Source organism: Mesorhizobium sp. M0028, from assembly GCF_040323855.1.
In the GTDB taxonomy this organism is placed as follows: Bacteria; Pseudomonadota; Alphaproteobacteria; order Rhizobiales; family Rhizobiaceae; genus Mesorhizobium.
In genome coordinates this window covers 83,108-106,384 of record NZ_JAMYVG010000014.1, presented here as the reverse complement: position 1 = coordinate 106,384, position 23,277 = coordinate 83,108, and the positions used below count along the sequence as shown (strand labels likewise).

General features: G+C 62.4%; 21 protein-coding genes, 1 tRNA gene and 1 pseudogene. 13 read left to right on the top strand and 10 right to left on the bottom strand.

Annotated elements, in window-relative coordinates; translation table 11 throughout:
- Positions 1-44: 44 nt before the first annotated feature.
- Complete coding sequence (locus tag NKJ93_RS23180; RefSeq protein ID WP_023718206.1) at positions 45-1,541, bottom strand: amidase; 1,497 nt, start codon at positions 1,539-1,541, stop codon at positions 45-47.
- 126 nt (positions 1,542-1,667) lie between these two features.
- On the opposite strand from NKJ93_RS23180, the gene NKJ93_RS23175 reads away from it, so the two are divergent.
- The 4 genes from NKJ93_RS23175 (at position 1,668) to msrB (ending at position 4,340) form a co-directional block, all read left to right on the top strand.
- Entirely contained in the window at positions 1,668-2,207 is a 540-nt protein-coding gene (locus NKJ93_RS23175; protein ID WP_023718207.1) for a sigma-70 family RNA polymerase sigma factor, read from the top strand.
- Entirely contained in the window at positions 2,204-2,908 is a 705-nt protein-coding gene (locus tag NKJ93_RS23170) for an anti-sigma factor (RefSeq protein WP_352591304.1), read from the top strand. Before NKJ93_RS23175 ends, NKJ93_RS23170 begins: the two co-directional genes overlap by 4 nt.
- Before the next feature lie 202 nt (positions 2,909-3,110).
- Positions 3,111-3,668, top strand: coding sequence for a fasciclin domain-containing protein (locus NKJ93_RS23165; RefSeq protein ID WP_352515757.1), 558 nt, complete (start codon positions 3,111-3,113; stop codon positions 3,666-3,668).
- A gap of 171 nt (positions 3,669-3,839) precedes the next feature.
- Positions 3,840-4,340 (top strand): peptide-methionine (R)-S-oxide reductase MsrB, encoded by a 501-nt coding sequence (gene msrB, locus NKJ93_RS23160; protein WP_292655897.1) that lies wholly within the window; start codon positions 3,840-3,842, stop codon positions 4,338-4,340.
- 212 nt (positions 4,341-4,552) lie between these two features.
- Here the strand turns inward: msrB and NKJ93_RS23155 are convergent, their stop codons facing one another.
- Both NKJ93_RS23155 and NKJ93_RS23150 read right to left on the bottom strand, forming a co-directional pair.
- On the bottom strand, positions 4,553-6,106 hold the full coding sequence (locus NKJ93_RS23155) for a DHA2 family efflux MFS transporter permease subunit (RefSeq protein WP_352591302.1): 1,554 nt from the start codon (positions 6,104-6,106) through the stop codon (positions 4,553-4,555).
- A 67-nt stretch (positions 6,107-6,173) separates the two neighbouring features.
- Entirely contained in the window at positions 6,174-7,352 is a 1,179-nt protein-coding gene (locus NKJ93_RS23150; RefSeq protein ID WP_352591270.1) for an HlyD family secretion protein, read from the bottom strand.
- A 142-nt stretch (positions 7,353-7,494) separates the two neighbouring features.
- Between NKJ93_RS23150 and NKJ93_RS23145 the strand changes: the two genes are divergently transcribed.
- Positions 7,495-8,244: a TetR/AcrR family transcriptional regulator gene (locus NKJ93_RS23145; RefSeq protein WP_352484315.1), complete on the top strand. Its 750-nt coding sequence runs from the start codon at positions 7,495-7,497 to the stop codon at positions 8,242-8,244.
- 21 nt (positions 8,245-8,265) lie between these two features.
- Here NKJ93_RS23145 and yihA read toward each other — a convergent pair whose 3' ends face one another.
- From yihA to rpmH, 5 genes are all read right to left on the bottom strand, one after another.
- A complete protein-coding gene (gene yihA, locus NKJ93_RS23140) occupies positions 8,266-8,925 on the bottom strand; it encodes a ribosome biogenesis GTP-binding protein YihA/YsxC (RefSeq protein WP_031193748.1) in 660 nt (219 codons plus the stop codon).
- On the bottom strand, positions 8,922-9,560 hold the full coding sequence (locus tag NKJ93_RS23135) for a CatB-related O-acetyltransferase (protein WP_352591267.1): 639 nt from the start codon (positions 9,558-9,560) through the stop codon (positions 8,922-8,924). Before NKJ93_RS23135 ends, yihA begins: the two co-directional genes overlap by 4 nt.
- Before the next feature lie 144 nt (positions 9,561-9,704).
- Positions 9,705-11,516 (bottom strand): membrane protein insertase YidC, encoded by a 1,812-nt coding sequence (gene yidC, locus NKJ93_RS23130; RefSeq protein WP_352591264.1) that lies wholly within the window; start codon positions 11,514-11,516, stop codon positions 9,705-9,707.
- 13 nt (positions 11,517-11,529) lie between these two features.
- Positions 11,530-11,883, bottom strand: coding sequence for a ribonuclease P protein component (gene rnpA, locus NKJ93_RS23125; RefSeq protein ID WP_352591262.1), 354 nt, complete (start codon positions 11,881-11,883; stop codon positions 11,530-11,532).
- Positions 11,884-11,906: 23 nt separating this feature from the next.
- Entirely contained in the window at positions 11,907-12,041 is a 135-nt protein-coding gene (gene rpmH, locus NKJ93_RS23120; protein ID WP_008833937.1) for a 50S ribosomal protein L34, read from the bottom strand.
- Between the two features lie 335 nt (positions 12,042-12,376).
- On the opposite strand from rpmH, the gene NKJ93_RS23115 reads away from it, so the two are divergent.
- The 5 genes from NKJ93_RS23115 to NKJ93_RS23095 all read left to right on the top strand — a co-directional run bounded on the left by NKJ93_RS23115 (position 12,377) and on the right by NKJ93_RS23095 (position 16,728).
- On the top strand, positions 12,377-13,864 hold the full coding sequence (locus NKJ93_RS23115) for an ATP-binding protein (RefSeq protein ID WP_352591259.1): 1,488 nt from the start codon (positions 12,377-12,379) through the stop codon (positions 13,862-13,864).
- A 325-nt stretch (positions 13,865-14,189) separates the two neighbouring features.
- Positions 14,190-14,266, top strand: a tRNA-Arg gene (locus NKJ93_RS23110).
- Between the two features lie 320 nt (positions 14,267-14,586).
- Positions 14,587-15,018: an ankyrin repeat domain-containing protein gene (locus NKJ93_RS23105; RefSeq protein ID WP_352591256.1), complete on the top strand. Its 432-nt coding sequence runs from the start codon at positions 14,587-14,589 to the stop codon at positions 15,016-15,018.
- Entirely contained in the window at positions 15,015-15,482 is a 468-nt protein-coding gene (locus tag NKJ93_RS23100) for a c-type cytochrome (RefSeq protein WP_352591253.1), read from the top strand. Before NKJ93_RS23105 ends, NKJ93_RS23100 begins: the two co-directional genes overlap by 4 nt.
- A gap of 931 nt (positions 15,483-16,413) precedes the next feature.
- A complete protein-coding gene (locus NKJ93_RS23095; protein ID WP_352484312.1) occupies positions 16,414-16,728 on the top strand; it encodes an antibiotic biosynthesis monooxygenase family protein in 315 nt (104 codons plus the stop codon).
- A 46-nt stretch (positions 16,729-16,774) separates the two neighbouring features.
- Here the strand turns inward: NKJ93_RS23095 and NKJ93_RS23090 are convergent.
- Positions 16,775-17,902, bottom strand: a pseudogene (locus NKJ93_RS23090) (alpha-hydroxy acid oxidase).
- A gap of 78 nt (positions 17,903-17,980) precedes the next feature.
- Entirely contained in the window at positions 17,981-19,087 is a 1,107-nt protein-coding gene (locus NKJ93_RS23085) for a LacI family DNA-binding transcriptional regulator (RefSeq protein WP_031193752.1), read from the bottom strand.
- A 453-nt stretch (positions 19,088-19,540) separates the two neighbouring features.
- Here NKJ93_RS23085 and NKJ93_RS23080 point away from each other — a divergent pair, with 453 nt between their 5' ends.
- The 3 genes from NKJ93_RS23080 to NKJ93_RS23070 all read left to right on the top strand — a co-directional run bounded on the left by NKJ93_RS23080 (position 19,541) and on the right by NKJ93_RS23070 (position 23,180).
- Entirely contained in the window at positions 19,541-20,503 is a 963-nt protein-coding gene (locus tag NKJ93_RS23080) for a sugar-binding protein (protein WP_352591250.1), read from the top strand.
- A 113-nt stretch (positions 20,504-20,616) separates the two neighbouring features.
- Positions 20,617-22,161: a sugar ABC transporter ATP-binding protein gene (locus NKJ93_RS23075; RefSeq protein ID WP_023718225.1), complete on the top strand. Its 1,545-nt coding sequence runs from the start codon at positions 20,617-20,619 to the stop codon at positions 22,159-22,161.
- A 23-nt stretch (positions 22,162-22,184) separates the two neighbouring features.
- A complete protein-coding gene (locus NKJ93_RS23070) occupies positions 22,185-23,180 on the top strand; it encodes an ABC transporter permease (RefSeq protein ID WP_023718226.1) in 996 nt (331 codons plus the stop codon).
- Positions 23,181-23,277: the final 97 nt, after the last annotated feature.

Sequence of the window (23,277 nt, the reverse complement as noted above, 5' to 3'; positions counted from 1 at the left end):
GAGGGGGCAAACGGCTTTGCTGTCACGATCGATCAAATCACCGCCTATGCCGGCACCTGCAGCGGCGCCCGCCGGCCCAGCCATCCCGAGATCTTTTCCATCTGCGCGGCGAACGACAAAAGCGTCTCCTCGTCACCGGGGCGGCCGGCGGCCTGGACGCCTAGCGGCAGGCCGGCATCGGTCACGTAAACCGGAAGCGTGATCGACGGTTGCCCGCTGACGTTCTGGATCGCCGGCCAGTGGGTGAACCAAAGGCTCTTGTCCATCAGCTGGCCGAATAGCGGCTTGAACTTCAGCAGGCCGGCGAGGCGCAGTCTGTCCAGGACATTCTCGATGAATTCGTCGGCGCCTTTCGGGTCCATGGTGCCGCAGGCGAGCGGCGGGTGCGCGATGACAGGCATCAGCACTGCATCATAGTGCGCGGTTTCGGTGATAAGGCGGCGCGAGGTTGCGTGCAGCCGCTGCAGGCCGGCATAGATTTCGCCGGCCGAGAGGATTTCACCGAACCGGCTCATCACGCGCGTGGCGCGTTCGATATCGCCTGAGATGGAGCGGCCGACGCGCAAGGCCTCGCCACGCATCGTGCCGGCCACCGCCGCGGCGACGGTTCTGGCGAAATCGGCGATGAAATCGCGGTCGATATAGGGCAGGTCGATCTCCTCGACGCTGTGCCCGCCTTCGCGCGCCAGCCCAATTGCCGCATCCAGAGCTTTCAAGGTTTCTTCCGAAATCGGCAGGCCGAGCGGCGATTTTCGGTAGAAGGCGAGCTTGAGCTTGCCCGGATCGCGCCCGGCGGCCGCAGTGAAACTGCCGTTCGGCGAGGGTGCCGCGTAGGGCGACAGCGGTTCGGGCCCGTGGGTCAGGTCGAGCAGCAGGGCCGTATCGCGCACCGAGCGGGCCAACGCATGGTCGACGACAAAGCCGTACCAGCTTTCAGTGACGAGCGGCGTCAAGGGCACGCGGCCGCGCGAGGTTTTCAACCCGACCAGCCCGGTACAGGCCGCAGGCACCCTGATCGAGCCGCCGCCATCCGAGGCGTGCGCCACCGGCACGACGCCGGCCGCGACCAGCGCAGCCGCGCCGCCCGAGGAACCGCCGGTCGTGTGAGCGGTGTCCCATGGATTGCGGGTGACGCCGTAAGCCACCGACTCGGTCACCAGCCTCAGCCCGTGTTCGGGTGCGGTGCTGGTGGCGATCGGGACCAGGCCGGCGGCCAGATAGCGTTCCGTCATGACCGAGTTAAAATCGGGGGTGTAGGCTGGGATGCGGCTGCCGCCATGCGTCGGCACGCCCTTCATGGCAATGCCGAGGTCCTTCAGCGCAAAGGGCACTCCGGCAAGCGGCAGCTTGTGGTCGACGGTTTTCGCTCGCGCCCGCGCCGCCTCAAAAAGCGGTTCGGCGATGGCGTTGATCTCCGGCTGGGTGGCCTCGGCCCGGGCGATCGCCGCATCGACGAGATCTTGCGGTGTGATCTCTCCCTTGTGCACGAGTGCGGCCTGGCCGGTTGCGTCATGCTCCCACAGAACCCGCTCGATCGACATGGTCGCCCTCCCGCTCATGGCAAGCTAGCGGGCGGCGATTTCCTTGGCAATCGACGCTGGCGCTGCCAGTGCGCAAGACCATTTCAGTCGTTGCAAATACATTGCAATCGCCTAATTTGGCGGCCGATGACGCCGCAGGACATCAGCAACCTGATTGTCCGGACCTCGATGAAGGACCGGGCTGCGTTCGATCTGCTGTACCGGCAGACCAGCGCGAAACTTTTCGGCGTCTGCCTTCGTGTATTGAAGGATCGGGGAGATGCAGAAGAGGCGCTTCAAGAGGTCTTCGTCAAGATATGGACGAAGGCGGACCGTTTCGCCGTTTCGGATCTGAGCCCGATCTCCTGGCTGGTGGCCATTGCGCGCAATCATGCGATCGATCGGATCAGGGCGCGGCGAGAGCCTGCCGCCTATATCGATGCCGCGCTCGACGTGGCCGATCCGGCGCCGGGGCCGGAGGCCATGGCCGTGGCGGGCGGTGAGTCCGGACGCATCTACCATTGTCTCGAGGAATTGGAGAAGGACCGGGCGGCGGCCGTCCGGGGCGCCTATCTGGATGGCAAAAGCTATGCGGAGCTGGCGGAGCGCTATGGCGTACCGCTGAACACGATGCGGACCTGGCTGCGGCGCAGCCTGTTGAAACTGAGAGAATGCCTGGAAAGATGACGCTGGCTGACGACAATGGAGCGGAACGTGGGGGCGACGACCTGTTCGCCGCCGAATACGTTCTTGGCGTTCTGGCCGCCGATGAACGCGAGATCGCGTCGCGCCGCATCGATGCGGACGCCGCCTTCGCGCGCCTTGTGGATGCCTGGGAGGCGCATCTTTCGCCGATGGCCGCCGCCTATCCGGAGACAGAGCCTCCGATCAGGGTCAAGGAAGCATTGGACCGCTGGCTGTTCGCTGCAGAGCCGCGCGCCGGCCTCTGGTCGAGCCTTGGCTTCTGGCGCGGTCTTGCCGCCGCCGCCATTGCGGCGCTGGCAATCTATATTGCCTTGCCTTACGTCAATCCACCGGTCGTCGAGCCGCAAACCCGGCTTGTCGCCTCGTTGGCAGCCGAAGGCAGCGATGTCAAATATCTCGTCGTCTACGACGCCGTCCGTCACGATGTCGGCCTTTCCCACGTCTCCGGCGAGCGGACCGCCGGCAAGGACTTCGAGCTGTGGATGATCGAAGGCAAGAACGCGCCGGTGTCGATGGGCGTCATCCCGGCCGGTGCGACCGCGCATCTGGCCATCCCGCCCGCCGTCCGGGAGAAATTGGCGCAAGGCGCCGTGCTTGCGGTCAGCGTCGAGCCTGCCGGCGGTTCGCCGACCGGCCAGCCGACTGGACCGGTGGTCGCAGCGGGCGATCTGAAGAGCATCTGACCGATTCTTGCTTCGGAAGAAGACCTGAAATCTATCTCTCACGAACCAAAATCATGCAAAGCTTGTCGGCGGTGACCGATTAGCACATGGAAAATTGAAGCGACACAATATTTCTTACGTGAGGACGAAACTCCGGCATTTCTGTTGCGTATCTTCTTGCGTTCCCGAACGAGGGGAACGATAACCCAAGGAGATTGAAATCATGCCTAAATTCGCCACCCTTTTGCTTGCCGGCAAGGTTGCGATTTCTGCGATCGCCACCATTGCCTATGCCCAAAATCCGATGGTCGGCGGCGCCGCCATGTATGCCCAGAAAAACATCGTCGAAAATGCTGTCAACTCGAAGGACCACACGACGCTGGTCGCTGCCGTCAAGGCAGGCGGCCTGGTCGATACGCTGCAAAGCGCTGGCCCCTTCACCGTGTTCGCGCCGACCAACGAGGCCTTTGCGGCACTTCCAGCCGGCACGGTGGAGACGCTGCTCAAGCCTGAAAACAAGGACAAGCTCGTCAAGATCCTGACTTGCCATGTCATCGGCGCCAAGGCGATGGCCGCCGACGTCGCCAAGATGGTCAAGGATGACGGTGGCACCCACAAGGTCAAGACGGTCGGTGGTTGCGAACTGTCGCTCAAGACCGACGGCGGCAAGGTCACCGTGACCGACGAGAACGGCAATGTCGCTAATGTGACGATCGCCGATGTCGAGCAGTCCAACGGCGTCATCCACGTCGTCGACAAGGTTCTCCTGCCGAAGATGTAACAAACGCACGCTGCCGGCGAAGATATCGCTAAGGGCCTCCCTGCGCACACTCCGCGCCGTTCACGCAAGTGGATAGGCGCGGAGTCCCGCTTTGAGGACAGCGATTGTCACCGGCTTTTGATTTCCGTCTGGCGGTCGAATTTGGCACAAGCAGTAACAGGAGGAATGGGCATGAACCGTCGCGAGCTTCTTTTGAGTGGTGCGGCAGCCATTGGCGTTGTCGCAGGCGCCACCGCGCTGCGCATGGGCGGAGCCCAGGATGCACGCGCGGCCGAGACTTTCGAGGTTACCAAGACCGAGGCCGAGTGGCGCGCCATCCTGTCCGACGCGGCCTTCAATGTGCTGCGCAAGGAGGGCACGGAATACCCGGGCACCAGTCCGCTGCTCAACGAGCACCGCAAAGGCATCTTCGCTTGCGCCGGCTGCGACCTGCCGGTCTATTCGTCAGAGACCAAGTTCGATTCCGGCACCGGCTGGCCGAGCTTCTGGCAGGAAATCCCCAACGCGATCGGCAAGACCGTGGACAGGTCGTTGGGCATGACCCGCACCGAGGTCCATTGTCGCCGCTGCGGTGGCCATCTCGGCCACGTCTTCGACGACGGTCCGCCGCCGACCGGGTTGCGGCATTGCATCAACGGTGTCGCCTTGACCTTCAAGCCGGCGACGGCCTGAGGATGGCTGCGCCCCTGACTTTGTCGGAGAGCGCTAGAGCATCGGACCCAAAAGTGCGAAGCGGTTTTGGGAAAATCCGATGCTCAAACAAAAAGTTGGAGCGGTGGAGTGTCCGCCGCTCCAAGACTTCGTAATGGTTGATTTTGCGCATGACCCCGAAATCGCTTTTCGGGGTCATGCGCGAGGGCGCCAGGCGGGGGATCCAGCGCGCCTCAATGGCCTCCGCCACCGCCGCCCTGAGCGGCTGGCTTGCGGATCACCAGGGTGAAGAGCCCAAGCGTCGCGAACAAAACCGTCAGCATGAAGAATACGTCCATGAACGACAGCAGCGACGCCTGCTGCTGGACCATGCCTGACAGTTTGGAGATGGCCGCCTTGGAGGCGTCGAGCCCGGCGGTCTGCTCGAAGTTGAGCGTCATGTTCTGCAGCTTCTGCTGCGCAGCGGCACTTCCCCATTGCACGTGCTCGGAGAGCCTGGCGTAATGGAAGGCATTGCGGTCGATCAGCACGGTGTTGATGACTGCCAGGCCGACGGCGCCGCCGAGATTGCGGGTCAGGTTGAACAGGCCAGACGCATTCTTCAGCCGCTCCGGCGGCAAGGTTCCGAGCGCAATGTTGTTGATCGGCACCATGCAAAGCATCATCGAGCAGCCGCGCAGGATCTGCGGGATCAGCAGTTCATAGAAATCCCAGTCGGCGGTGAGATGCGTCATCCACCAGGTCCCCGTGGCGAAGCCGAAGAAGCCGATCATCATCATGATGCGCGGGTCCATCTTGTTCGACAGGATGCCGGAGATCGGCGCAGTGAAGAACATGGCCAGGCCGCTGACGAACAGCGCCTCGCCGATCATCATCGAATCGTAGCCGCGGATCCGCCCCAGGAACACCGGATAAAGATAGGTCAGACCGTAGAGGCCGATGCCGACGACGAAGGAGAACAGCGAGCCGAAGGCAAAATTGATATTGCTGAAAGCCCTCAGATCGACAATCGGCTCCTCGGCGGTCAACACGCGCCAGAAGAACAGCACCGCGCCGAAGGTCATGATGACGGCGCAGATGAACACCGCCTGATCCTGCAGCCAGTCGTTGTTGGGACCTTCCTCCAGCACATATTCCATGCAGCCCAGGAAGGCGGCCATGCCGGCAAGCCCCCACCAGTCGAACTTGCTGAACAGCTTGAGATTGGGTTTGTCGAAGTCGATCAGCGACCAGGCGGCCGTCGTCACCAGAATGCCGGGCACGACGTTGACCAGGAACAGCCAGTGCCAGGACATGGCATGGCTGATATAGCCGCCGACGGTCGGGCCGATGGTTGGCGCCAGCGTCGCCACCAGGCCGATCATCGGCGAGACGATGGCGCGACGCGACGGTGGGAAGATGGTGAAGGCGGCTGCAAAGACGCTCGGGATCATGCCGCCGCCGATGAAGCCCTGCACGGCGCGGTAGACGATCATCTGGTCGATATTGGTTGCGGTCGCCGCCAGCGCGCTGGCCGCGGTGAAACCTGCCGCCGAGATTGTGAACAGCACCCGCGTCGACAGCATCCGGCTGAGGAAGCCCGACAGCGGGATCATCACCACCTCGGCAATCAGATACGCCGTCTGCACCCACGGAATCTCGTCCGAACTGGCGCTCAGGCCCGCCTGGATCTCGGCCAGCGAGGCCGAGACGATCTGGATGTCCAGGATGGCCATGAACATGCCGAACACCATTGCCAGGAAGGCGATGACGCGGCGTGTCGAGATGTGGTCAACCGGCGCCGGCATGGCTGGCGTCGGCGCCGATCCTGCAGTTAGGGTTGCGGTCGCCATGACCTTTGCTCCCGGTTCCGCTTTACTTCGATGCCGAAGGCGCCGTGCGGCTGTCGACGGCGACGACGACGCTCAGGCCGGCGCGCAGCTTGCCCGTCTTCAGCACATCCGCGGGCACGTCGATGCGAACCGGAACGCGCTGCACCACCTTGGTGAAATTGCCTGTGGCGTTTTCCGGCGGCAGCAGCGAGAACACTGCTCCCGAAGCCGGGGCCAGCGACGACACGGTACCCTCGATGTCCTGACCGTCGATCGCGTCGACCGACACTCTGACCTTTTCACCAGGCACCAGCCGGGCAAGCTGGGTCTCCTTGAAGTTGGCGACGATGTAGAGCTTGTCCATTGGCACGATGACGGCGAGCTTCTGTCCGGGGCTGATCAGGTCGCCCTGCTCGACCGAGCGGTTGCCGACCACGCCGTCATAGGGTGCGCGCAGCACGGTGAAGGACAGATCCCGCACCGCCTTGTCGTGGGCAAGCTGCAGCGAGCCCAGCGTACTTGCCGATTCCGCCCGCTGCGCCTGGAGCACGCCGATATTCGCCTGAGCCGCCGCGATCTGCGCGTCGGCGCCGGCTAGTGCGGCATTGGCTTGCTCGACCGCCGTCTGGGCATCGTCCAACTGGGCCTGGGTACCGACGCGGGTCTTGAGCAACTGGGCGGCACGAACCTGAGCTCGCTTGGCATTATCGGCCGCGGCCTGGTCGGCGGTCTTCTGCGCCTGCGCCTGCTTGAGCGAGGCGCGCGCCGCCTCGGTCTGGGCATCGATGCGGTCGAGCGTCTTGCTCAACGTGGCGATCTGCGCCTCGGCCTGGGCAACGGCTATCTTGTAGTCACCGTCATCGACGATCAGCAGCGGGTCGCCGGCCTTCACCTGCTGGTTCTCGGTCACTTTGACCTGATCGACATAACCCGAGATTTTTGGCGAGATGAACGCGGTGTCGGCCTGGACATAGGCGTCGTCGGTCGTGATCATAAAGCGCCCGTCGGTCCAGTAATCATAGCCATACCAGGCGCCGGCGCCCAGCAGGGCCAGGCCGATGATGGGCAACAACATCGAGCGCATCGAGCGCTTCTTTTTGGCGGGAGCCAGCGGGGTGACGTCGGCGGGTTTGACAGGGGCTTCCGGCGCTTCGATCGCAGGCTGGACCTTGGCACTGGGGAAAGGGCGGACTTGGGCACTGGTGGGCGCGTTCGAGGACATGATATCTCTCTAAATTAACTGGCGCTGAATTTGTCAGACTGAACCGTTCGGTTCGATCTCGACATTGACTTAGCGCTTAAAGAGGCCCATATCAAGAGCAATCGAACCGGATGGTTCGAATTATTTTACGAGGTGTGACATTATGGCCGAAGCCCCCAAGGCCGCTCCTTTGCCTGAGTCAGGCCCATTGCCCGGCGCTGGCAAGGACCAGTGCGATCTGCTGGACAGTCTGCCGCGCGGCCGCCCGGCCGCGGGGCAAGACCCAGTCAAGCGCAGCCAGATCATCGACGGTGCGCGCCGTGTCTTCATCGACAAGGGCTTCGAAGCCGCGTCGATGAACGACATCACCCGCGAGGCCGGCGTGTCCAAGGGCACCATCTATGTCTACTTCGCCAACAAGGAAGAGCTGTTCGAAGCGCTGATCGAGGAAGAACGCGGCACGATCTTCAAGAACATGTACGAAGTGCTGGACCAGATCGGCGACCTTCGCCAGACGCTGGTGAAGTTCGGCATCGTGCTGTCCATGAAGATCACCTCGGCGAGGGTCATCCTAGCGCAGCGGACGGTGATCGGCGCGTCGGAACGCATTCCGGAGCTTGGCGCGCGATTTTACGAACGCGGCCCGAAGCGCGGCCATGACAGGGTTGTCGTTTTCCTCAACATGGCTATCGAACGCGGCCTGCTGAAGATCGACGATGTCGAGCTTGCCGCCTATCAGTTCACCGAGCTGTGCCTGGCCGGTCTTTTCCGCCAGTGCATATTCGCCTATCGCACCAAAGCGCCAAGTGCGGCCGAGATCGAACATATCGTCAGGTCGGGCGTCGATGTGTTCCTGAAGGCCTACGGCACCGAACAGCTTGCAGAGCAGGAACGGACCTCCAGCCCCGCCTGACCAGCCGTCGGATTCCGTTGCCTATCCGCCGTTGGCGGCGAGCACGATCGCCGCACGCAATTCTTCGAGGCCTTCGCTCTTTTCCGACGACGTGGCGAGCACGAAGGGAAAGGCCGCCGGGCGTTTCTTGATCTTCTGCAGCGTTTCCTCGATCAGCCGTGGTACCCCCGCCGCCTTGATCTTGTCGGTCTTGGTCAGTACGATCTGATACGACACCGCCGCCTTGTCGAGCAGCGACAGCACCTCGTCGTCCTTGGCCTTGATGCCATGGCGGGCGTCGATCAGCACGTAGACGCGCTTCAGCGTCACCCGGCCCTTCAGGTAGTCGAACACGAGCTTCGTCCACTCGTCGACCTTTTCCTTCGGCGCCGTGGCGTAGCCATAGCCCGGCATATCGACCAATGCCATCGGCGGCAGATCGGCGCCTTCTCCCGAAAATCCGCCCGGCACGAAATAGTTGAGCTCTTGCGTCCGGCCCGGCGTGTTGGAGGTGCGCGCCAGCCCCTTCTGGTTGACCAGCGCGTTGATCAGCGACGATTTGCCGACATTGGAGCGGCCGGCAAAGGCGATCTCGGGTGGACCCTCCGGCGGCAGGAATTTCATCGCCGGCACGCCGCGGATGAAGATCCAGGCTCGCGTGAACAATTCGATGCCGATCGTGGTCTTGTTCAACGCGTTCAAACCGCTGCCTCCAGAAGAAAAATGTTGCTGCCACGAATGGCATCGAGATTGCGGCTGATCTTTTCCACCGGCCAGTGCCACCACGCCAGCGCCAGCAGCCGCCGGATGGTCCTGTCGTCGAAGCGCATCTTCACCACCTTGGCCGGATTGCCGGCGACGATCGCATAGGCCGGCACATCGTGCGTCACCACCGACTTTGCCGCCACAATGGCGCCGTCGCCGATCTTGACGCCCGGCAGCATCACCGCTTCCATGCCGATCCAGACGTCGTTGCCGACGATTGTGTCGCCACGCACCTCCTTCGACCATGTCGCCGGGTCGAAGCCTTCTTCCCAGCCGTGGCCAAAGATATTGAACGGATAGGTCGAAAAGCCGGACATGGCGTGATTGGCGCCGTTCATGATGAAACGCGCGCCCTCGGCGAGGGCGCAGAACTTGCCGATGACCAGCCTGTCGCCGATGAACGGATAATGATGCAGCACGCATTTTTCGGCGAATTTGTCAGGTCCGTCAGGGTCGTCATAATAGGTGAAGTCGCCGATCTCGATATTAGGCGCCGTCACCAGCGGTTTCAGAAAGCCGACGCGTGTGTGCAACGGGATCGGATGCTTGATCGATGGATTGGGTCCGGTCATATCGAGCTCCGTCGAGCACCTGCCAGGCAGGTCAAAATAGCGCGATCCGTCCCGCAGTACCAATCGCTTAATCCAGGCCGGCAGCTTGTGCAAAAAGCCCCGGACGAACCGGGGCTTTCTGGTTTCGCATTATCGGAGCGCCGGCTATTCCGCCGGCGACGGTTTCTTGCGGAACAGCGCGACCAGATTGTCCCACAATTCGATCTTGGCGCCCTGCCGCTTCATGATCACGCCCTGCTGCAGGATCGACAACGTGTTGTTCCAGGCCCAGTAGATGACGAGGCCGGCCGGAAAACCCGCCATCATGAAGGTGAAGATCACGGGCATCCAGGTGAAGATCGCCGCCTGCGTCGGGTCCGGCGGCGTCGGGTTCATGCGCATCTGCAGGAACATCGTCACGCCCATGATCAGCGGCCAGACGCCGATCATCAGCATGTGCGGCAAGGTGATCGGGATCAGCCCGAACAGGTTGAAAATCGATGTCGGGTCCGGCGCCGCCAGATCCTGGATCCAGCCGAAGAACGGTGCGTGTCGCATCTCGATGGTGATGTAGAGCACCTTGTAGAGCGCGAAGAAGACCGGGATCTGCAGCGCCACCGGCCAGCAGCCGGCGATCGGGTTGATCTTCTCGGTCTTGTAGAGCTCCATCATCGCCTGCTGCTGCTTCATCTTGTCGTCCGCGTATTTCTCGCGGATTTCGAGCATCTTGGGCTGCACCTTCTTCATGTTCGCCATCGACGCGTAGGACTTGTTGGCGAGCGGGAAGAAGAGGGCCTTGACGATGACGGTGGTGGCGAGGATCGCCAGGCCGAAATTGCCGAAGAATTTGTAGAGCGTGTCGATCAGCCAGAACATCGGCTTGGTGATGAAATGGAACCAGCCCCAGTCGATCAACAGGTCGAACCGCTTGATGTGGCGATCCTCGGCATAGGCATTGATCTTGCCGACCTCCTTGGCGCCGGCGAAGACCTCGGTCTCAACCGTCGCCGATTGGCCGGCGTCGACATTGATGTGGTCGGTCAGGAAGTCGGACTGATAGCGGTGCCGGCCATCCTCGAAATAGGCATAGCGCGGCTGGAACGGCTGCTTCTCTGTCGGCGCCAGCGTCACCGCCCAATATTTGTCGGTGATGCCCAGCCAGCCGTCGGTCGACTTGCCTGGCTTGAATTCCCTGTCCTTTTCGATGGACGCGTATTTGTGTTCCTGCAGGCCTTCCTCGCCGGTGAAGCCGATCAGGCCTTCGAACAGCACATAGATGCTGGCAACGGCCGGCTTGTCGAAACGGGTGACGCGGCCATAGTTGAACAATGAGACGGCGGCGGCACCCGAATTCTGCACCGTATCGGAAACCGTGAACATATAGTCCCTGTCGACCGAGAATGTGCGCTTGAAGGTCAGGCCCTTGTCGTTACTGAAGGCGAGCGTCACTGGTGTGTCCGGCGTCAGCGTCGGATTGCCGTCGACGTTCCAAACGGTCTTCGGTCCCGGCAGTGTTCCCGCCTTGTCGTCCCCAACAAAGCCGATCTCGGCGAAATAACCGTTGGGCAGCGACTCAGGATTGAGCAGCGCAATCTCGGGCGAGGTCTTGTCGACCGTCTCCCTGTAATGCTTGAGCCGGAGATCATCGAGGCGCGCGCCGGTGAGGTTGATCGAGCCTTCGAGGCTCGGCGTGTCGATCTTGACGCGCTTGGTCGAGGCAATCGCCTGCTCGCGGCCGGCCGGCGTCACCGCGTCGCCGCCAGGCGCGTTCGGAATGGCGCCCGGCTGCACCGGTGTTTCGCTGGCGCCCGGACTGGTGCCTTGGGCGGCCTTCTTCTGCTCCGCCACGCGCTGTTCTTCGATGCGGGCGGCCTCACGCTGCATCTCGCTGCGCGGCATCACATAGAAATATTGCCAAAGCGCCAGGATCAGCACCGACAGTGCGATGGTGATAAAGAAGTTGCGGTTGTTTTCCATCGAAGCCCTTGGCCTATCGTGTTCCACGCAATCTGCGGGAGAGTTCGGCCTTCAACTGGCCGAACGGAGTCGTAAGCACGTCTTCGCGCCCGACGATGACATAATCATTGCCGGGCGCCATGTCATCCGCGGCATGCGTGCGCACGGCCTCTCTCAGCCGCCGCCGGATGCGGTTGCGAACGACGGCGTTGCCGACCTTCTTGGTGACGGTATAGCCGACGCGCGGCGCTTCGCAGTCGCCGCGGCCCAGAACCTCGACGAGGAAAAGCCGTCCGCGGCGCTTTTCGCCGCGGCGGACAGCCAGGAATTCCGCGCGCTTCAGAAGCCGCTTGGGATGGGGACCCGTTGGCTTGCCGGTTGCGGGCAACGATCTTGTCTCTCGCTTGGTGCTCAGGCGCTGAGACGCTTGCGGCCGCGGTTGCGGCGGGCTGCGACGACGCCGCGGCCACCCTTGGTGGCCATGCGGGCGCGGAAACCGTGCCTGCGTTTGCGGACGAGTTTGGACGGCTGGTAAGTACGCTTCATTTGTTTAAATACCGCGGGGTGCGGCCCTTCTTGATTCTGTCACTTTGTAACAGGAGCTTTGCCGGGCCGGTTTTGGCGCGATCGAAACCGCGCCGGGACGAATGGCCCGAGCGTGAGCGGGCTTATAGAAAGAAGGGTTTTGGAAGTCAATCCAGCCTGTCGGGCCGGCGTTGTCGGACTGGCAGGGAAGTCCTTGCGGCCCTTTGTCCGGCTTCGATCAAGGATGAATTTGGCAAAAAAGCCGCAATCGCCTAATCTTGCCCGATCAAGCGATCGTGAAGACGAGCAGTCCTTAAGACAAGCAGCCGTGATGACAGGCAGCCGTGACGACGAGCATGAGTGAAGTCCCAGCAACCGACGAAAGCATCGCCCGGGCGAAGGCGGCCACCCGCAGGGTGCCGCTAGCGCGCGGCCTGTCGACGAAGCTGCTGCTGCTCACCATCGTCTTCGTGCTCTTGGCCGAAATCCTCATCTTCGTGCCCTGGATCGCCAGCTACAGGCTGAGTTGGCTGAAGGAGAGGCTGAGTACTGCCGCTGCTGTTTCCATCGTCCTGGTGCAGGGCGAACCTGCCTCGCTGTCGCGTGCCGCCCAGAACGACGTGCTGATGGCGATCGGCGCCAAGGCGATCGCCGTGCGCGACGGCGGCGTCTCGCGGCTGCTGGTCGTGGCCGAAATGCCGCCGCAGGTGGACGAGCATATCGATATCGCCAATGTCGGCATGATCAAGGGCATGACCGGCGCGCTGGACACGCTGTTTTTCGGCGGCAAGAGGATGCTGCGCGTTTTCGGACCGGTCGGCGACAGCGACAAGGAGTTCGAGCTGATCATGCCCGACCACCGCCTGCGCAATGCCATGCTGATCTATTCGCGCAACGTCGCCTTCGTCTCGCTGCTGATTTCGCTGTTCACCGCCATGCTGGTCTACGCCGCGATAGACCTGATCATGATCGGCCCGATCAGGACGATGACGCGCTCGATGCTGTCCTTTTCCGAGGCGCCCGACGATCCCGGTCGCATCATTCACCCCGCCGCCCGGGCCGACGAGATCGGCGTCGCCGAACGCGAGCTGTCGCAGATGCAGGAGCGGCTGCAAAAGATGCTGACCGAGCAGAAGCACCTGGCCGATCTCGGCCTGGCCGTGTCGAAGATCAACCACGACATGCGCAACATCCTTGCCTCGGCGCAGCTGATGTCGGACCGCCTGCGCCAGGTAAAGGACCCGACTGTTCAGGCCTTCGCGCCAAAACTGCTGCGCGCGCTCGATCGCGCCGTGTCCTATTCGGAAGGCGTGCTGTCCTATGGCCGCACCCAGGAGCCGCCGCCGTCGCGTCGCAGGCTGCGGCTGCGCCAGTTGGTCGAGGACGTCCAGGGCCTGCTCGACATCGAATGCGGCATCGAATTCGTCAACGCCGTCGATCCGGTGCTCGAGGTCGACGCCGATTCCGATCAGCTGTTCCGCGTGCTCACCAATCTTAGCCGCAACGCCGTGCAGGCGATGGCGGCGGACACCGAGAGCGCCGTAGTGCGCCGCCTGACCATATCGGCCGAGCGCATCGGCAGCGTCAGCCGCATCGTCGTCACCGACACCGGCCCCGGCCTGCCGCCGAAGGCGCGCGAAAACCTGTTCGCGGCGTTTCGCGGCTCGGCCCGCAGCGGCGGCACCGGCCTTGGCCTGGCGATCGCCCATGAATTGATCCGCGCCCATGGCGGCACGGTGGAGCTGGTCGAAAGCATCGGCGGCCGCACCACATTCGCCGTCACCATTCCCGACCAGCCGGTCCGGCTCGACCAAGCCCGCAACGGCCTGCGCCGCCCGGCGTAACGAACCGTTTCGTTACGGACCGTTTCAATTCGCAAATGGTTGGTCCGGGACTAAGAGTCATCGGCTCGGCCGCCGTGCAACGGCTTGTTTCGTTACGGACCGTTCCGATTGGCAAATGACCGATCCAAGACGACGACCTATCGGCTCGGCCGCCGCGTGACGCGATCTTACCTTCGCCGGCCGGCGCATGACGGCAAAACGTGACGGCAAAACTTTTGGCCAGGATCGGCTTGCTTTTCGCAAATTCAGTCGCTAGGGAACAGCTCACATTCGCGGCCGGTCGCCAGGATCGGATCGCGGGGCTATGCAAAGCATGGCCTGTTGCGCGCCCGTAGCTCAGCTGGATAGAGCACCAGACTACGAATCTGGGGGTCAGGAGTTCGAATCTCTTCGGGCGCGCCATTTGTAATGTACATCCCAATCCACCGGCATCGATGGACCGCTTAGCCGCTCATCATTGCCATCGTGGTGGCGCTTTAGCAGTTACCGGCAAATCTGCGGGATTCCCGGCGCTGAGAAACGACTTCTCCTTGGGGGATGAGCCACGGCTGGTCGGCTGATGTTTAGGACCGCCTTGCATGCAGGCGACTGCATGCGCTGCCGCCGCCCGCCACGGCGGCGGCGAACTCGATCACACGTGCGTTGCCGCTATCGAGCATTCGTACTAACCTCGCCCTTCTTGAAATCGTGCCGGGTCCTCAGGCTTGCCTTGGGAGATGCTAATGCGCGGGTTCTTGCCTTTCATTCTGTTGGTGCTTCTACACATTCCGATTGTATCGCATGCCGCCTCCATCCACGACGCCGCCATGAAGGGCGATGTCGCCGGGATCACGGCAGCGCTCGACGCTGGTGCCGGCGTCGATGAGAGCGACGGGGGCGCGACACCACTCTATCTTGCGGTTAGGGGCGGGCATTTTGCGGCGGCAAAACTGCTCATGGAACGCGGTGCCGACGTTAACGCCGCCCCGACGCCGCTTTTGGGGCCTGCGCTCATGCCGGCTTTGGCAAAACGCAGGATCGACCTGATCAATCTGTTGCTGGATGGGGGCGCAAATCCAAATTCGAAGCGCAGCCGCGAAAACGCTATCCACATCGCGGTGAATCTCGGTTGTTTCGACTGCGTGAAGCACTCGTCGAGGCCGGCGCGGACGTGAATGCGAAGACAAAGGACGGCAAGACGCCGCTCCATCTGGCAAAATTCAAGAGGCAACGCGAAGTCGCTGACTATCTCATGTCGCACGGCGTCGTCTTGCCAACACCAGCTCCGATCTCGATGAAGTTGGCTACTGCCGATGTCGAGAAAGGCCGAACCTACTTCACCCGCCTGTGTGCCGGTTGCCACAATGCCGAGCCACAGGGAGCGACCAAGACGGGACCCAACTTGTGGAGCGTCGTCGGCCGCGACAAGGCGTCTGTGGCAAAAATGCGTTACTCCGACGCTTTGCTCGACTGGGAGGGTGTATGGACGTACGAGGATCTGAACAGATATCTCTTCGGACCCATGCTCACCACGCCGGGCGTTTACATGGAGACGCCTGGTGTTCCGGACGAGACCGAACGGGTCGACCTGATCGCCTACTTGCGCACACTCAGCGACAAGCCGATCCCGCTGCCCTGAACGTTAGCCCCAGGAGGGCCGCGGCCGGATTGCGCCCAACGCCGATGAGCGCTCGAATTCTGCATGGAGGTCACTTCGCTTCCCCTTGACGAATGACCGGTTGGATCCGATTTTGGCTGTTCAGGGGTGGCAAGGGACAGTTTATGGCGCGCAAGGCGGACCTTCGGCTCCGAGCGGTGATCTGAGAAATCGATAGGCGCAGCAATAACATACGAGTTCCCAGTTTCATCCTCTTCGGGCGCGCCATCAATCCAATGCACGGCCCGCCTCATGGGGCCTCTCGGGCGCGGTGAGCTCATAGCCGCCCGACTATGACCGTGACCGGCGCCGGTGGTCGGAGGGTCGCGAGGGCTGAGCGCCATCCCTGCCAAAAGAGGGGATGGTCTGCTGATGCCGACTCAGTCGGCCTGCTTGATCTCCGGACCCGGTTCAGTCGGCGGCGCTGGCGTGCAATCCTGGCCGGTGCATTCCTGCACGGGATCTTTCGCCGGCGGGAGACAGTTTTGGCCTTCACAATGAACGGGCGGCTGCACTGTTGCGGCTTTGTTGTTCGGCGGCACAGGCCGATCCTCAGCGCGAACGGTAGGCATTCCAAGGTCGATCATGGCCGTGCACAAGAGCGCAATCCGAAGCACGTTCATTTTCGCCTCCGCAACTGACAGCGAGACGCAGATTATACCTTCGAACTGCGGCCAACATCCTGTCACCCGCGAACGGCGTTAACAGCGCGTTTCATTGCCGGTCGGAAGGGCGTACCGATTGAGATCGAGCGTCGTCCTCTACCTGGCAAAATAGCGCCAGAAACGGGGCATTCGGCAGGAGGTGACTGAAGCCAACCTTCCGATTTTCCTGTACACGTGTTCGAAGGGTTTGAGTGCCTTAGGGCTTTCGCATATTCGAGCTTCTTCAGGTCTTTCACGGGGGAACGTACATGACGGCGTTCAACAGCGTCCGCTTCCAGGTCAAGCCGGGTAGTGAAGACGAATTCGTCGAACTGTTCAGCAGCGCTCCGCGCAACTTCGAGGGATTGCGAAAAATGGCTCTCATCAAATCGGGAGATGGCGCCTTCTTCTCGATTGGAGAGTGGGACACTTTCCAGCACATGGTCGATGCCAGGCCCACAATGCTCGGCAATCTTGATCGGTTCCGGCATACGTTGCAGCAGCTTGAAGGCGGATATACGGATGCTGTTTCCGGCGAGGCCGTCTTCGACACGGACGGCAGGAGCGGCGGCCGGTCGGTATAGTGTTCGCACTTCGAAAAGCTTATGCCGTGCGCCACTTCCGGCTGCCTCACCTAAACCGCACATTCCCCCTGGAAAGCTCTGCCACCGACCTGCATCCCATCAGCCGCATGTCGCGTTCGATCTCGGTTCGCATCAGGCCGAGCGCCCGTTCGACGCCGGCCTGTCCGGCCGCTGCGAGCGGGAAGAGGTAGTAGCGCCCGAGGCCGACGGCCTTGGCGCCCAGCGACAGAGCTTTCAGGACATGCGTGCCGCGCTGGACGCCGCTGTCGATGATCACGTCGATCCTGTCGCCCACCGCGTCGACGATCTCTGACAGCTGGTCGAAGGGACTGCGCGAGCCGTCCAACTGCCTGCCGCCATGATTTGACAGAACGATGCCGGTGCAGCCGATGTCGACGGCCTTTCTGGCATCGGCAACGCTCATGATTCCCTTCAGGCAAAACTGGCCGTTCCAGAAGCGGACCATGTCTTCGACGTCCTTCCAATCCAGCGACGGGTCGAGGATCTCCGTGAAATAGCGGCTGATGGAAAGCGCTCCGCCACCGAGATCGATATGGCCGTCCAACTGCGGCAGGCTGAACTTTTCGTGCGTCAAATAGTCGATGGCCCATCTCGGCTTGTCGCAAACTGCATCATGCCGCCGAGCGTAAGCCGAAAGGGGATGGAAAAGCCGGTCCGCAGGTCACGCTCGCGGTTTGTCGACCGTCAGCATCATCACCTCGACGCCGGACGCCTTGGCGCGCTCCATCATGGCGCGGTTCAGGCCGCGATCCCTGTGGAAATAGAACTGATAGACCTGCGGCGTCCTGTGCTTGCGGACTTCCTCCAGGCTGACCGTGCCGAGCGACGAGACGCCGAACATCGTCCCGAACTTCTCCGCCGCCGCGGCGACGGCGCGCTCGCCGCTATGGTGAAACAGCCGCTGGAGAGCCGTCGGCGAACAATAGACCGGCATCGCCAGTTTCTGGCCCATGACGGTGACCGACATGTCGATCTGCCCGACACCGGCAAGCACGTTTGGGACGAGGTCGCAGTCCTCGAACGCAGCCGTGTTGCGCCGCAGCGTCGTCTCGTCGTCCGCGCCGCCATCGATATAGTCGAAGATCGGTCCTGGCAGGCGCTGTCTGGCCAGCCTGCGAAAGTCCTGAAAATTATAGCAGCTTTGCAACCTCATAGGGCTCAATCGGATCTATGCGGGGCGCGATGTCAAGCCTATGCAATTGTCGATCGCCGACTATTCCGCCGCCTCGCGTCAGCCCGCCACCGCGCCAACCGACTCCCGCTCCACCAGCGGGCATTCGAGCTTGGTGATGGGATGGCGGCCACGACCGGGAGGGGCGGGGACTTCCAGCTGCTCGATCGCCCATTGCCCCATCGCCATATGCGGCAGGATCGACGTCGTCAGCGGCGGGAACAGATGGCGCGCGATCTCCTCGTCGTCATAGCCGACCACCGAAATATCCTGGGGGATGTGCAGGCTGGCCTCCTTCAGCGCCTCGTAGCAGCCGATCGCGGTGCGGTCGTTCTGGCAGAAGATGGCGGTCGGCCGGTCTTTCAGCGCCAGTAGCTTGATGGTCGCGGCATAGCCGGCGCTCGCCGACCAATCGCCTTCGACGACCAAGGCCGGGTCGAACGGGATGTCGGCTGTCGCCAGCGCCCGGCGGTAGCCCTTCAGCCGGTCCTGCGCCGCCTGCATCCATGGCTCGCCGGTGATGGTGGCGATACGGCGATGGCCATGGCTGATCAGGTGCCGGGTCGAGCTCTGGCCGCCGGCGATCTCGCTCGGCACCACGGCGGGGAAGGCATAGTCGGCGGTGTAGCAGTTGAGCAGGATGACCGGAATGTCGAGGCCGTATAGATACTCCGGCGCGACGATCTCGCGGGTGAAGATGGTCATGTAGATCAGCGCCGAAATGCCCTGCTTGGTCAGCGCCGCGATGGCCCGGGGCTCCATCACCTCGTCGCCCATGGTCTGCGCCACCAAAAGTACATTGCCAGCGTTCCACGAGGCTTGCCGCGCCCCTTCAATGGCGACGACCGCCTCCGGGCTGGTCGCCAATTGGTCGACGGCGAAGCCGATCACGCCATCCAGCCCGTCAAAAGCGGCAACCGGGGCTCGCAGGGCGGAAAACACCGGCGGCGCATAACTGAGGGCCCGCGCCGCCTCTATCACCCGCTCACGAGTTTGCTGCGATAGCCTGATGCCCGGCGTGTTGTTGAGGACGAACGAAACCGTCGCCTGCGAACAACCGGCGGCCCTGGCGATGTCGGTCATGGTAACGCGGCCTCTGGGGTTTTTCCCGGACGGCTTGCGCCGCCTTGTACCCTCAAGGACGGGATCGCGCAGTGGTTCGTTCATGTCATTCGTCCCTCAAATCTCGCATTTGTAAGGTAAAGCGATGCTAATAGATATAAGTGCCGTCTTAAGTGATTTAGTCGCGAATCCGACGTGACAGCGCATTGGGAGGCTCCTTTCTTGTGAGAATCCCGATTAAACTAATACTCTTTACTAATATCCGGCGGCCCTATAACGTCAATCCATCATGCTCGGACGAACATCGGACCCGCGCATGTTCGGAACGTAAGCCAGCCTAGTGGCGGACAGTTCCCGTCAACCGAAGCTCGCCTGCCGTTTCGAGGAAATGTCAGACAAATCGGACTATTTACGAACGACGAATGAGTCTCTAAAGTCGACGATCGCGGCTGGAATGGCGTCGTTCTTCGCTGCCGGAACCCTGAGGAGGAGGGCGTCCAAGCCGCGCCGGCACGTTCATCATCAGCGAAAATTACTGAGTCAAATGGGAGGTTGAATATGAAATCTGCGATACGAAATGCGTCCGTCGCCGCTGCGGCCCTGCTGCTCGGCCTGTCCGTCAGCGCAATTGCGCGGGCCGACGACAAGCCGACACTGGCCTTCGTCGTCAACGGCGCTTCCGATTTCTGGAAGGCTGCCGAAGCCGGGGTCAAGAAGGCTCAAGGCGAATTGCCCAATTACAATCTAGAACTCAAATATCCGGAGCAGTCCTCGGTCGCCATCCAGCAGCGCCTGATGGACGATCTGGTGACGGCCGGTGTTAAGGCGATCATGGTCTCGGCCGTCGATCCCAAGACGTCGACCGACGGGCTGAACAAGATCGCCTCGGAAACGGCGTTGTTCACCACCGACAGCGATGCACCGCAGACCAAGCGTGTCGCCTATATCGGCTCGTCCAATGTCGATGCCGGCAAGCAGGCGGCAGAGATTGCCAAGAAGGCGATGCCAGATGGCGGCAAATGCCTCGGCTTCGTCGGCCTGCTCGGCGCCGACAATGCCAAGGAACGCATCCAGGGCATGAAGGACGGCCTCGCCGGCAGCAAGATCGAACTGGTCGACGTGCGTGGCGACGATATCGACCAGGCCCGCGCTAAGAAGAACGTCGAGGACGCGCTGGTCGCCAGCCCCGACGTCACCTGCATGGTCGGCTTCTATTCCTACAACACGCCGCGTATCTATGAGGCGCTGCGCGATGCCGGCAAGCTCGGCCAGATCACCGTCGTTGGCTTCGACGACGATCCGATCACGCTGGGCGGCGTCAAGGAAGGCACCGTCGCCGCCACCGTCGTGCAGCAGCCCTTCGAATGGGCCTATCAGGGCATGAAGCTGATGGCCGCCTATCTCGAAGGCAACAAGTCGGGCGTTCCCGCCGATGGACTGATCATCATCCCGACCAAGATCATCGGCAAGGACGATGTCGACGCCTACGCCGCCAGCCTCAAGGCGATGTCTGGAAACTGAGCAAACTAGGTTGCGCCGGCTCAAGGTTCGCCTTGAGCCGGCGTTCTATTGACGGGCCTCGCGAGGCCCGTCAGTCTGAGTCCAAAACGGCTCACCGGCTGCTGTCAGGCGTGATGAATTATTCCGACCCATCCATCGTTGCATCCACGGACGCTCCGTTCCTGAGCCTCAACGGTGTGCGCAAGACCTATCCCGGCGTTGTCGCGCTGGACGGGTTCTCGATCGAGGTCAGGCCCGGCGAGGTCATCGGCCTGGTCGGCGAAAACGGCGCCGGCAAATCGACGCTGATGAAGATCCTCGGCGGCGTCACCAGGCCGGACACCGGCACCATCATTGTCGATGGCGCCGCCCATGACGGGCTGACTGTCGAGGCCAGCATCGGTTCGGGCATCGCCTTCGTCCACCAGGAACTCAACCTGTTCGAAAACCTCGACGTTGCCGCCAATATCTTCTTCGGCCGCGAACCGCTGCGCGCCGGCCCGCTCAAGCTGGTCGACCGCGCCAGGCTGCGAGCGCTGGCGGCGCCGCTGCTCAAACGCGTGGGCGCCAATTTCTCGGCCGATACGCCGGTATCGGCGCTGTCGCTGGCCCAGCAGCAAATGGTCGAGATCGCCAAGGCGCTGTCGATCAAGGCAAGGCTGGTTATCCTCGACGAGCCGACCTCGAGCCTGCCGATCGCCGAAACCGACAAGCTGCTTGGTGTCATCAAGGCGCTGAAGGCAGACGGCATCAGCGTCATTTTCATCTCACACCGCCTGCACGAGGTCGAGCGCGTCGCCGACCGCGTCGTCGTGCTCAGGGACGGCATGCTCGCCGGAACTTTGCCGAAGAGCGCCATCAATCACGACCAGATGGTCAAGCTGATGATCGGCCGCATGCTCAAGGAGAGGGAGAAGGCCGCAGAATCGGCGCGCCCGCCGGGCTCTGTCGCGCTGTCGGTCAAGGCCATTCGCACCGCCGCCTATCCCGACCGGCCCGTCGACCTCGACGTCAGGCATGGCGAGATCCTCGGCCTTGCCGGTCTCGTCGGCTCCGGTCGGACGGAGCTGGCGCGCGTGCTGTTCGGCATCGACAAGAGCTTTGGCGGCTCGTTCCAACTTGACGGAAAAGATCTGGTTCTTGGTTCGGCCGCGGACGCAGTGGCCAACGGTATTTTCCTCGTCCCGGAAGACCGCAAGCTGACCGGCATCCTGCTCGATCTGTCGATTGCCCAGAACATCTCGCTGCCCAATCTGCCGGCGCATTCGCGGCGCTCGCTGGTCTCGGCCAGCGCCGAGGCCGCCACCGCCGAGAAACAGAAGACCGATCTGGGCATCAGGGCGCCCTCCGTGCAGACGCGTACCGGCACGCTGTCGGGCGGCAACCAGCAAAAGGTCGTGCTGGCCAAATGGCTGGCGATGAAGCCGAAGGTGATGATCCTCGACGAGCCGACACGCGGCATCGACATTGGCGCCAAGGCCGAGATCTACGGGCTGATGCGGGCGCTGGCCGATGCCGGCGTCGCCGTGCTGATGATCTCCAGCGACATGGAGGAGGTGATCGGTGTTTCCGACCGCATCGCCGTCATGCATGAAGGCCAGATCTCCGGCATTCTCGACAAGGAACGGTTCAGCCAGGAAAACGTGCTGCTGCTGGCGGTCGGCAAGCAGCCGAAATAGTTCGCCGGCATTGGGAGACGACGATGAGCAAGAAAGATCTCGGCCTGCTGATCCTGATCCTGGCGGTCGGCGCGGTGGTAGCGATCATCAACCCGCGCTTCCTGCTGCCGATCAATCTCGCCAACACCTCGAACCTGATCGGGTTGTTCGGCATCCTGTCGATCGGCCAGGCTTTCGTCATCATCACCGGCGGCATCGAATTGTCGGTCGGCTCGGTGGTTGCGCTGCTCGGCGTGCTGTTCATCGACTTCATCGCCACGCGCGGCATGGCCTGGCCGGTCGCCCTGCCGCTGATCCTGGTGCTCGGCGGCATCATCGGGCTGGCGCATGGCTGGCTGATCACCCGGCTCAAATTGCAGCCTTTCGTGGTGACCTTGTGCGGCCTGCTGATCTATCGCGGCGTGGCGCGCTTCTATACCGCCGACGGCACCGCCGGCTTTGCCTTCGGACAGAACTTCCCGGAACTCGAGTTCCTGACGGCGGGGCGGTCCTGGGGCGTGCCGAACAGTTTCATCGCGCTGATCGTCATCGCCGTCGTCATGTGGGTGGTGCTGCACCGTTCGGTGTTCGGGCGATATCTCTACGCCATCGGCAAGAACGAGGAAGCGGCGAAATATTCCGGCATCCGCACCGGCCGCATCGTCATGGCCGCCTATGTCATCTGCGGCGTGCTGACGGCGCTGTCGGCTATCTATTTCGCCATGTACACACGCTCGATCTCGCCGGCGAGCCACGGCCAGTTCTACGAGCTCTACGCCATCGCGGCAGCGGTGCTCGGCGGCTTCTCGCTGCGCGGCGGCGAAGGCTCGCTGATCGGCGTCCTGCTCGGCACGGTGCTGCTGCAGGAGTTGCAGAACCTCGTCAACCTGCTCGGTATCCCGTCCTCGCTCAACTTCGCCGTGATGGGCGGGGTGATCCTCATCGGCGTTCTGGTCGACCAGCAATGGGGCGTGTTCAGGGCGCGGCGGCGGATGCTGGAAGCCACCCGCAAGGGCGTGGCGGGTGCTGCCGCGGAATGACGCAAAAATAGCTGGATGAAATACGCCGACTGCCATTGGCAGGCATGAAAAGGTCAGCCTGAGCTTCGCGACAGCAGTTCAGGTTAATCTCTATTTG

Excerpts from the sequence above, each read along its gene's own strand:
- NKJ93_RS23180 (WP_023718206.1), bottom strand. The coding sequence starts at position 1,541 with ATGTCGATCGAGCGGGTTCTGTGGGAGCATGACGCAACCGGCCAGGCC.
- NKJ93_RS23175 (WP_023718207.1), top strand. The coding sequence starts at position 1,668 with ATGACGCCGCAGGACATCAGCAACCTGATTGTCCGGACCTCGATGAAG.
- NKJ93_RS23170 (WP_352591304.1), top strand. The coding sequence starts at position 2,204 with ATGACGCTGGCTGACGACAATGGAGCGGAACGTGGGGGCGACGACCTG.
- NKJ93_RS23165 (WP_352515757.1), top strand. The coding sequence starts at position 3,111 with ATGCCTAAATTCGCCACCCTTTTGCTTGCCGGCAAGGTTGCGATTTCT.
- msrB (WP_292655897.1), top strand. The coding sequence starts at position 3,840 with ATGAACCGTCGCGAGCTTCTTTTGAGTGGTGCGGCAGCCATTGGCGTT.
- NKJ93_RS23155 (WP_352591302.1), bottom strand. The coding sequence starts at position 6,106 with ATGCCGGCGCCGGTTGACCACATCTCGACACGCCGCGTCATCGCCTTC.
- NKJ93_RS23150 (WP_352591270.1), bottom strand. The coding sequence starts at position 7,352 with ATGTCCTCGAACGCGCCCACCAGTGCCCAAGTCCGCCCTTTCCCCAGT.
- NKJ93_RS23145 (WP_352484315.1), top strand. The coding sequence starts at position 7,495 with ATGGCCGAAGCCCCCAAGGCCGCTCCTTTGCCTGAGTCAGGCCCATTG.
- NKJ93_RS23135 (WP_352591267.1), bottom strand. The coding sequence starts at position 9,560 with ATGACCGGACCCAATCCATCGATCAAGCATCCGATCCCGTTGCACACA.
- yidC (WP_352591264.1), bottom strand. The coding sequence starts at position 11,516 with ATGGAAAACAACCGCAACTTCTTTATCACCATCGCACTGTCGGTGCTG.
- rpmH (WP_008833937.1), bottom strand. The coding sequence starts at position 12,041 with ATGAAGCGTACTTACCAGCCGTCCAAACTCGTCCGCAAACGCAGGCAC.
- NKJ93_RS23115 (WP_352591259.1), top strand. The coding sequence starts at position 12,377 with ATGAGTGAAGTCCCAGCAACCGACGAAAGCATCGCCCGGGCGAAGGCG.
- NKJ93_RS23105 (WP_352591256.1), top strand. The coding sequence starts at position 14,587 with ATGCGCGGGTTCTTGCCTTTCATTCTGTTGGTGCTTCTACACATTCCG.
- NKJ93_RS23095 (WP_352484312.1), top strand. The coding sequence starts at position 16,414 with ATGACGGCGTTCAACAGCGTCCGCTTCCAGGTCAAGCCGGGTAGTGAA.
- NKJ93_RS23085 (WP_031193752.1), bottom strand. The coding sequence starts at position 19,087 with ATGAACGAACCACTGCGCGATCCCGTCCTTGAGGGTACAAGGCGGCGC.
- NKJ93_RS23080 (WP_352591250.1), top strand. The coding sequence starts at position 19,541 with ATGAAATCTGCGATACGAAATGCGTCCGTCGCCGCTGCGGCCCTGCTG.
- NKJ93_RS23075 (WP_023718225.1), top strand. The coding sequence starts at position 20,617 with ATGAATTATTCCGACCCATCCATCGTTGCATCCACGGACGCTCCGTTC.
- NKJ93_RS23070 (WP_023718226.1), top strand. The coding sequence starts at position 22,185 with ATGAGCAAGAAAGATCTCGGCCTGCTGATCCTGATCCTGGCGGTCGGC.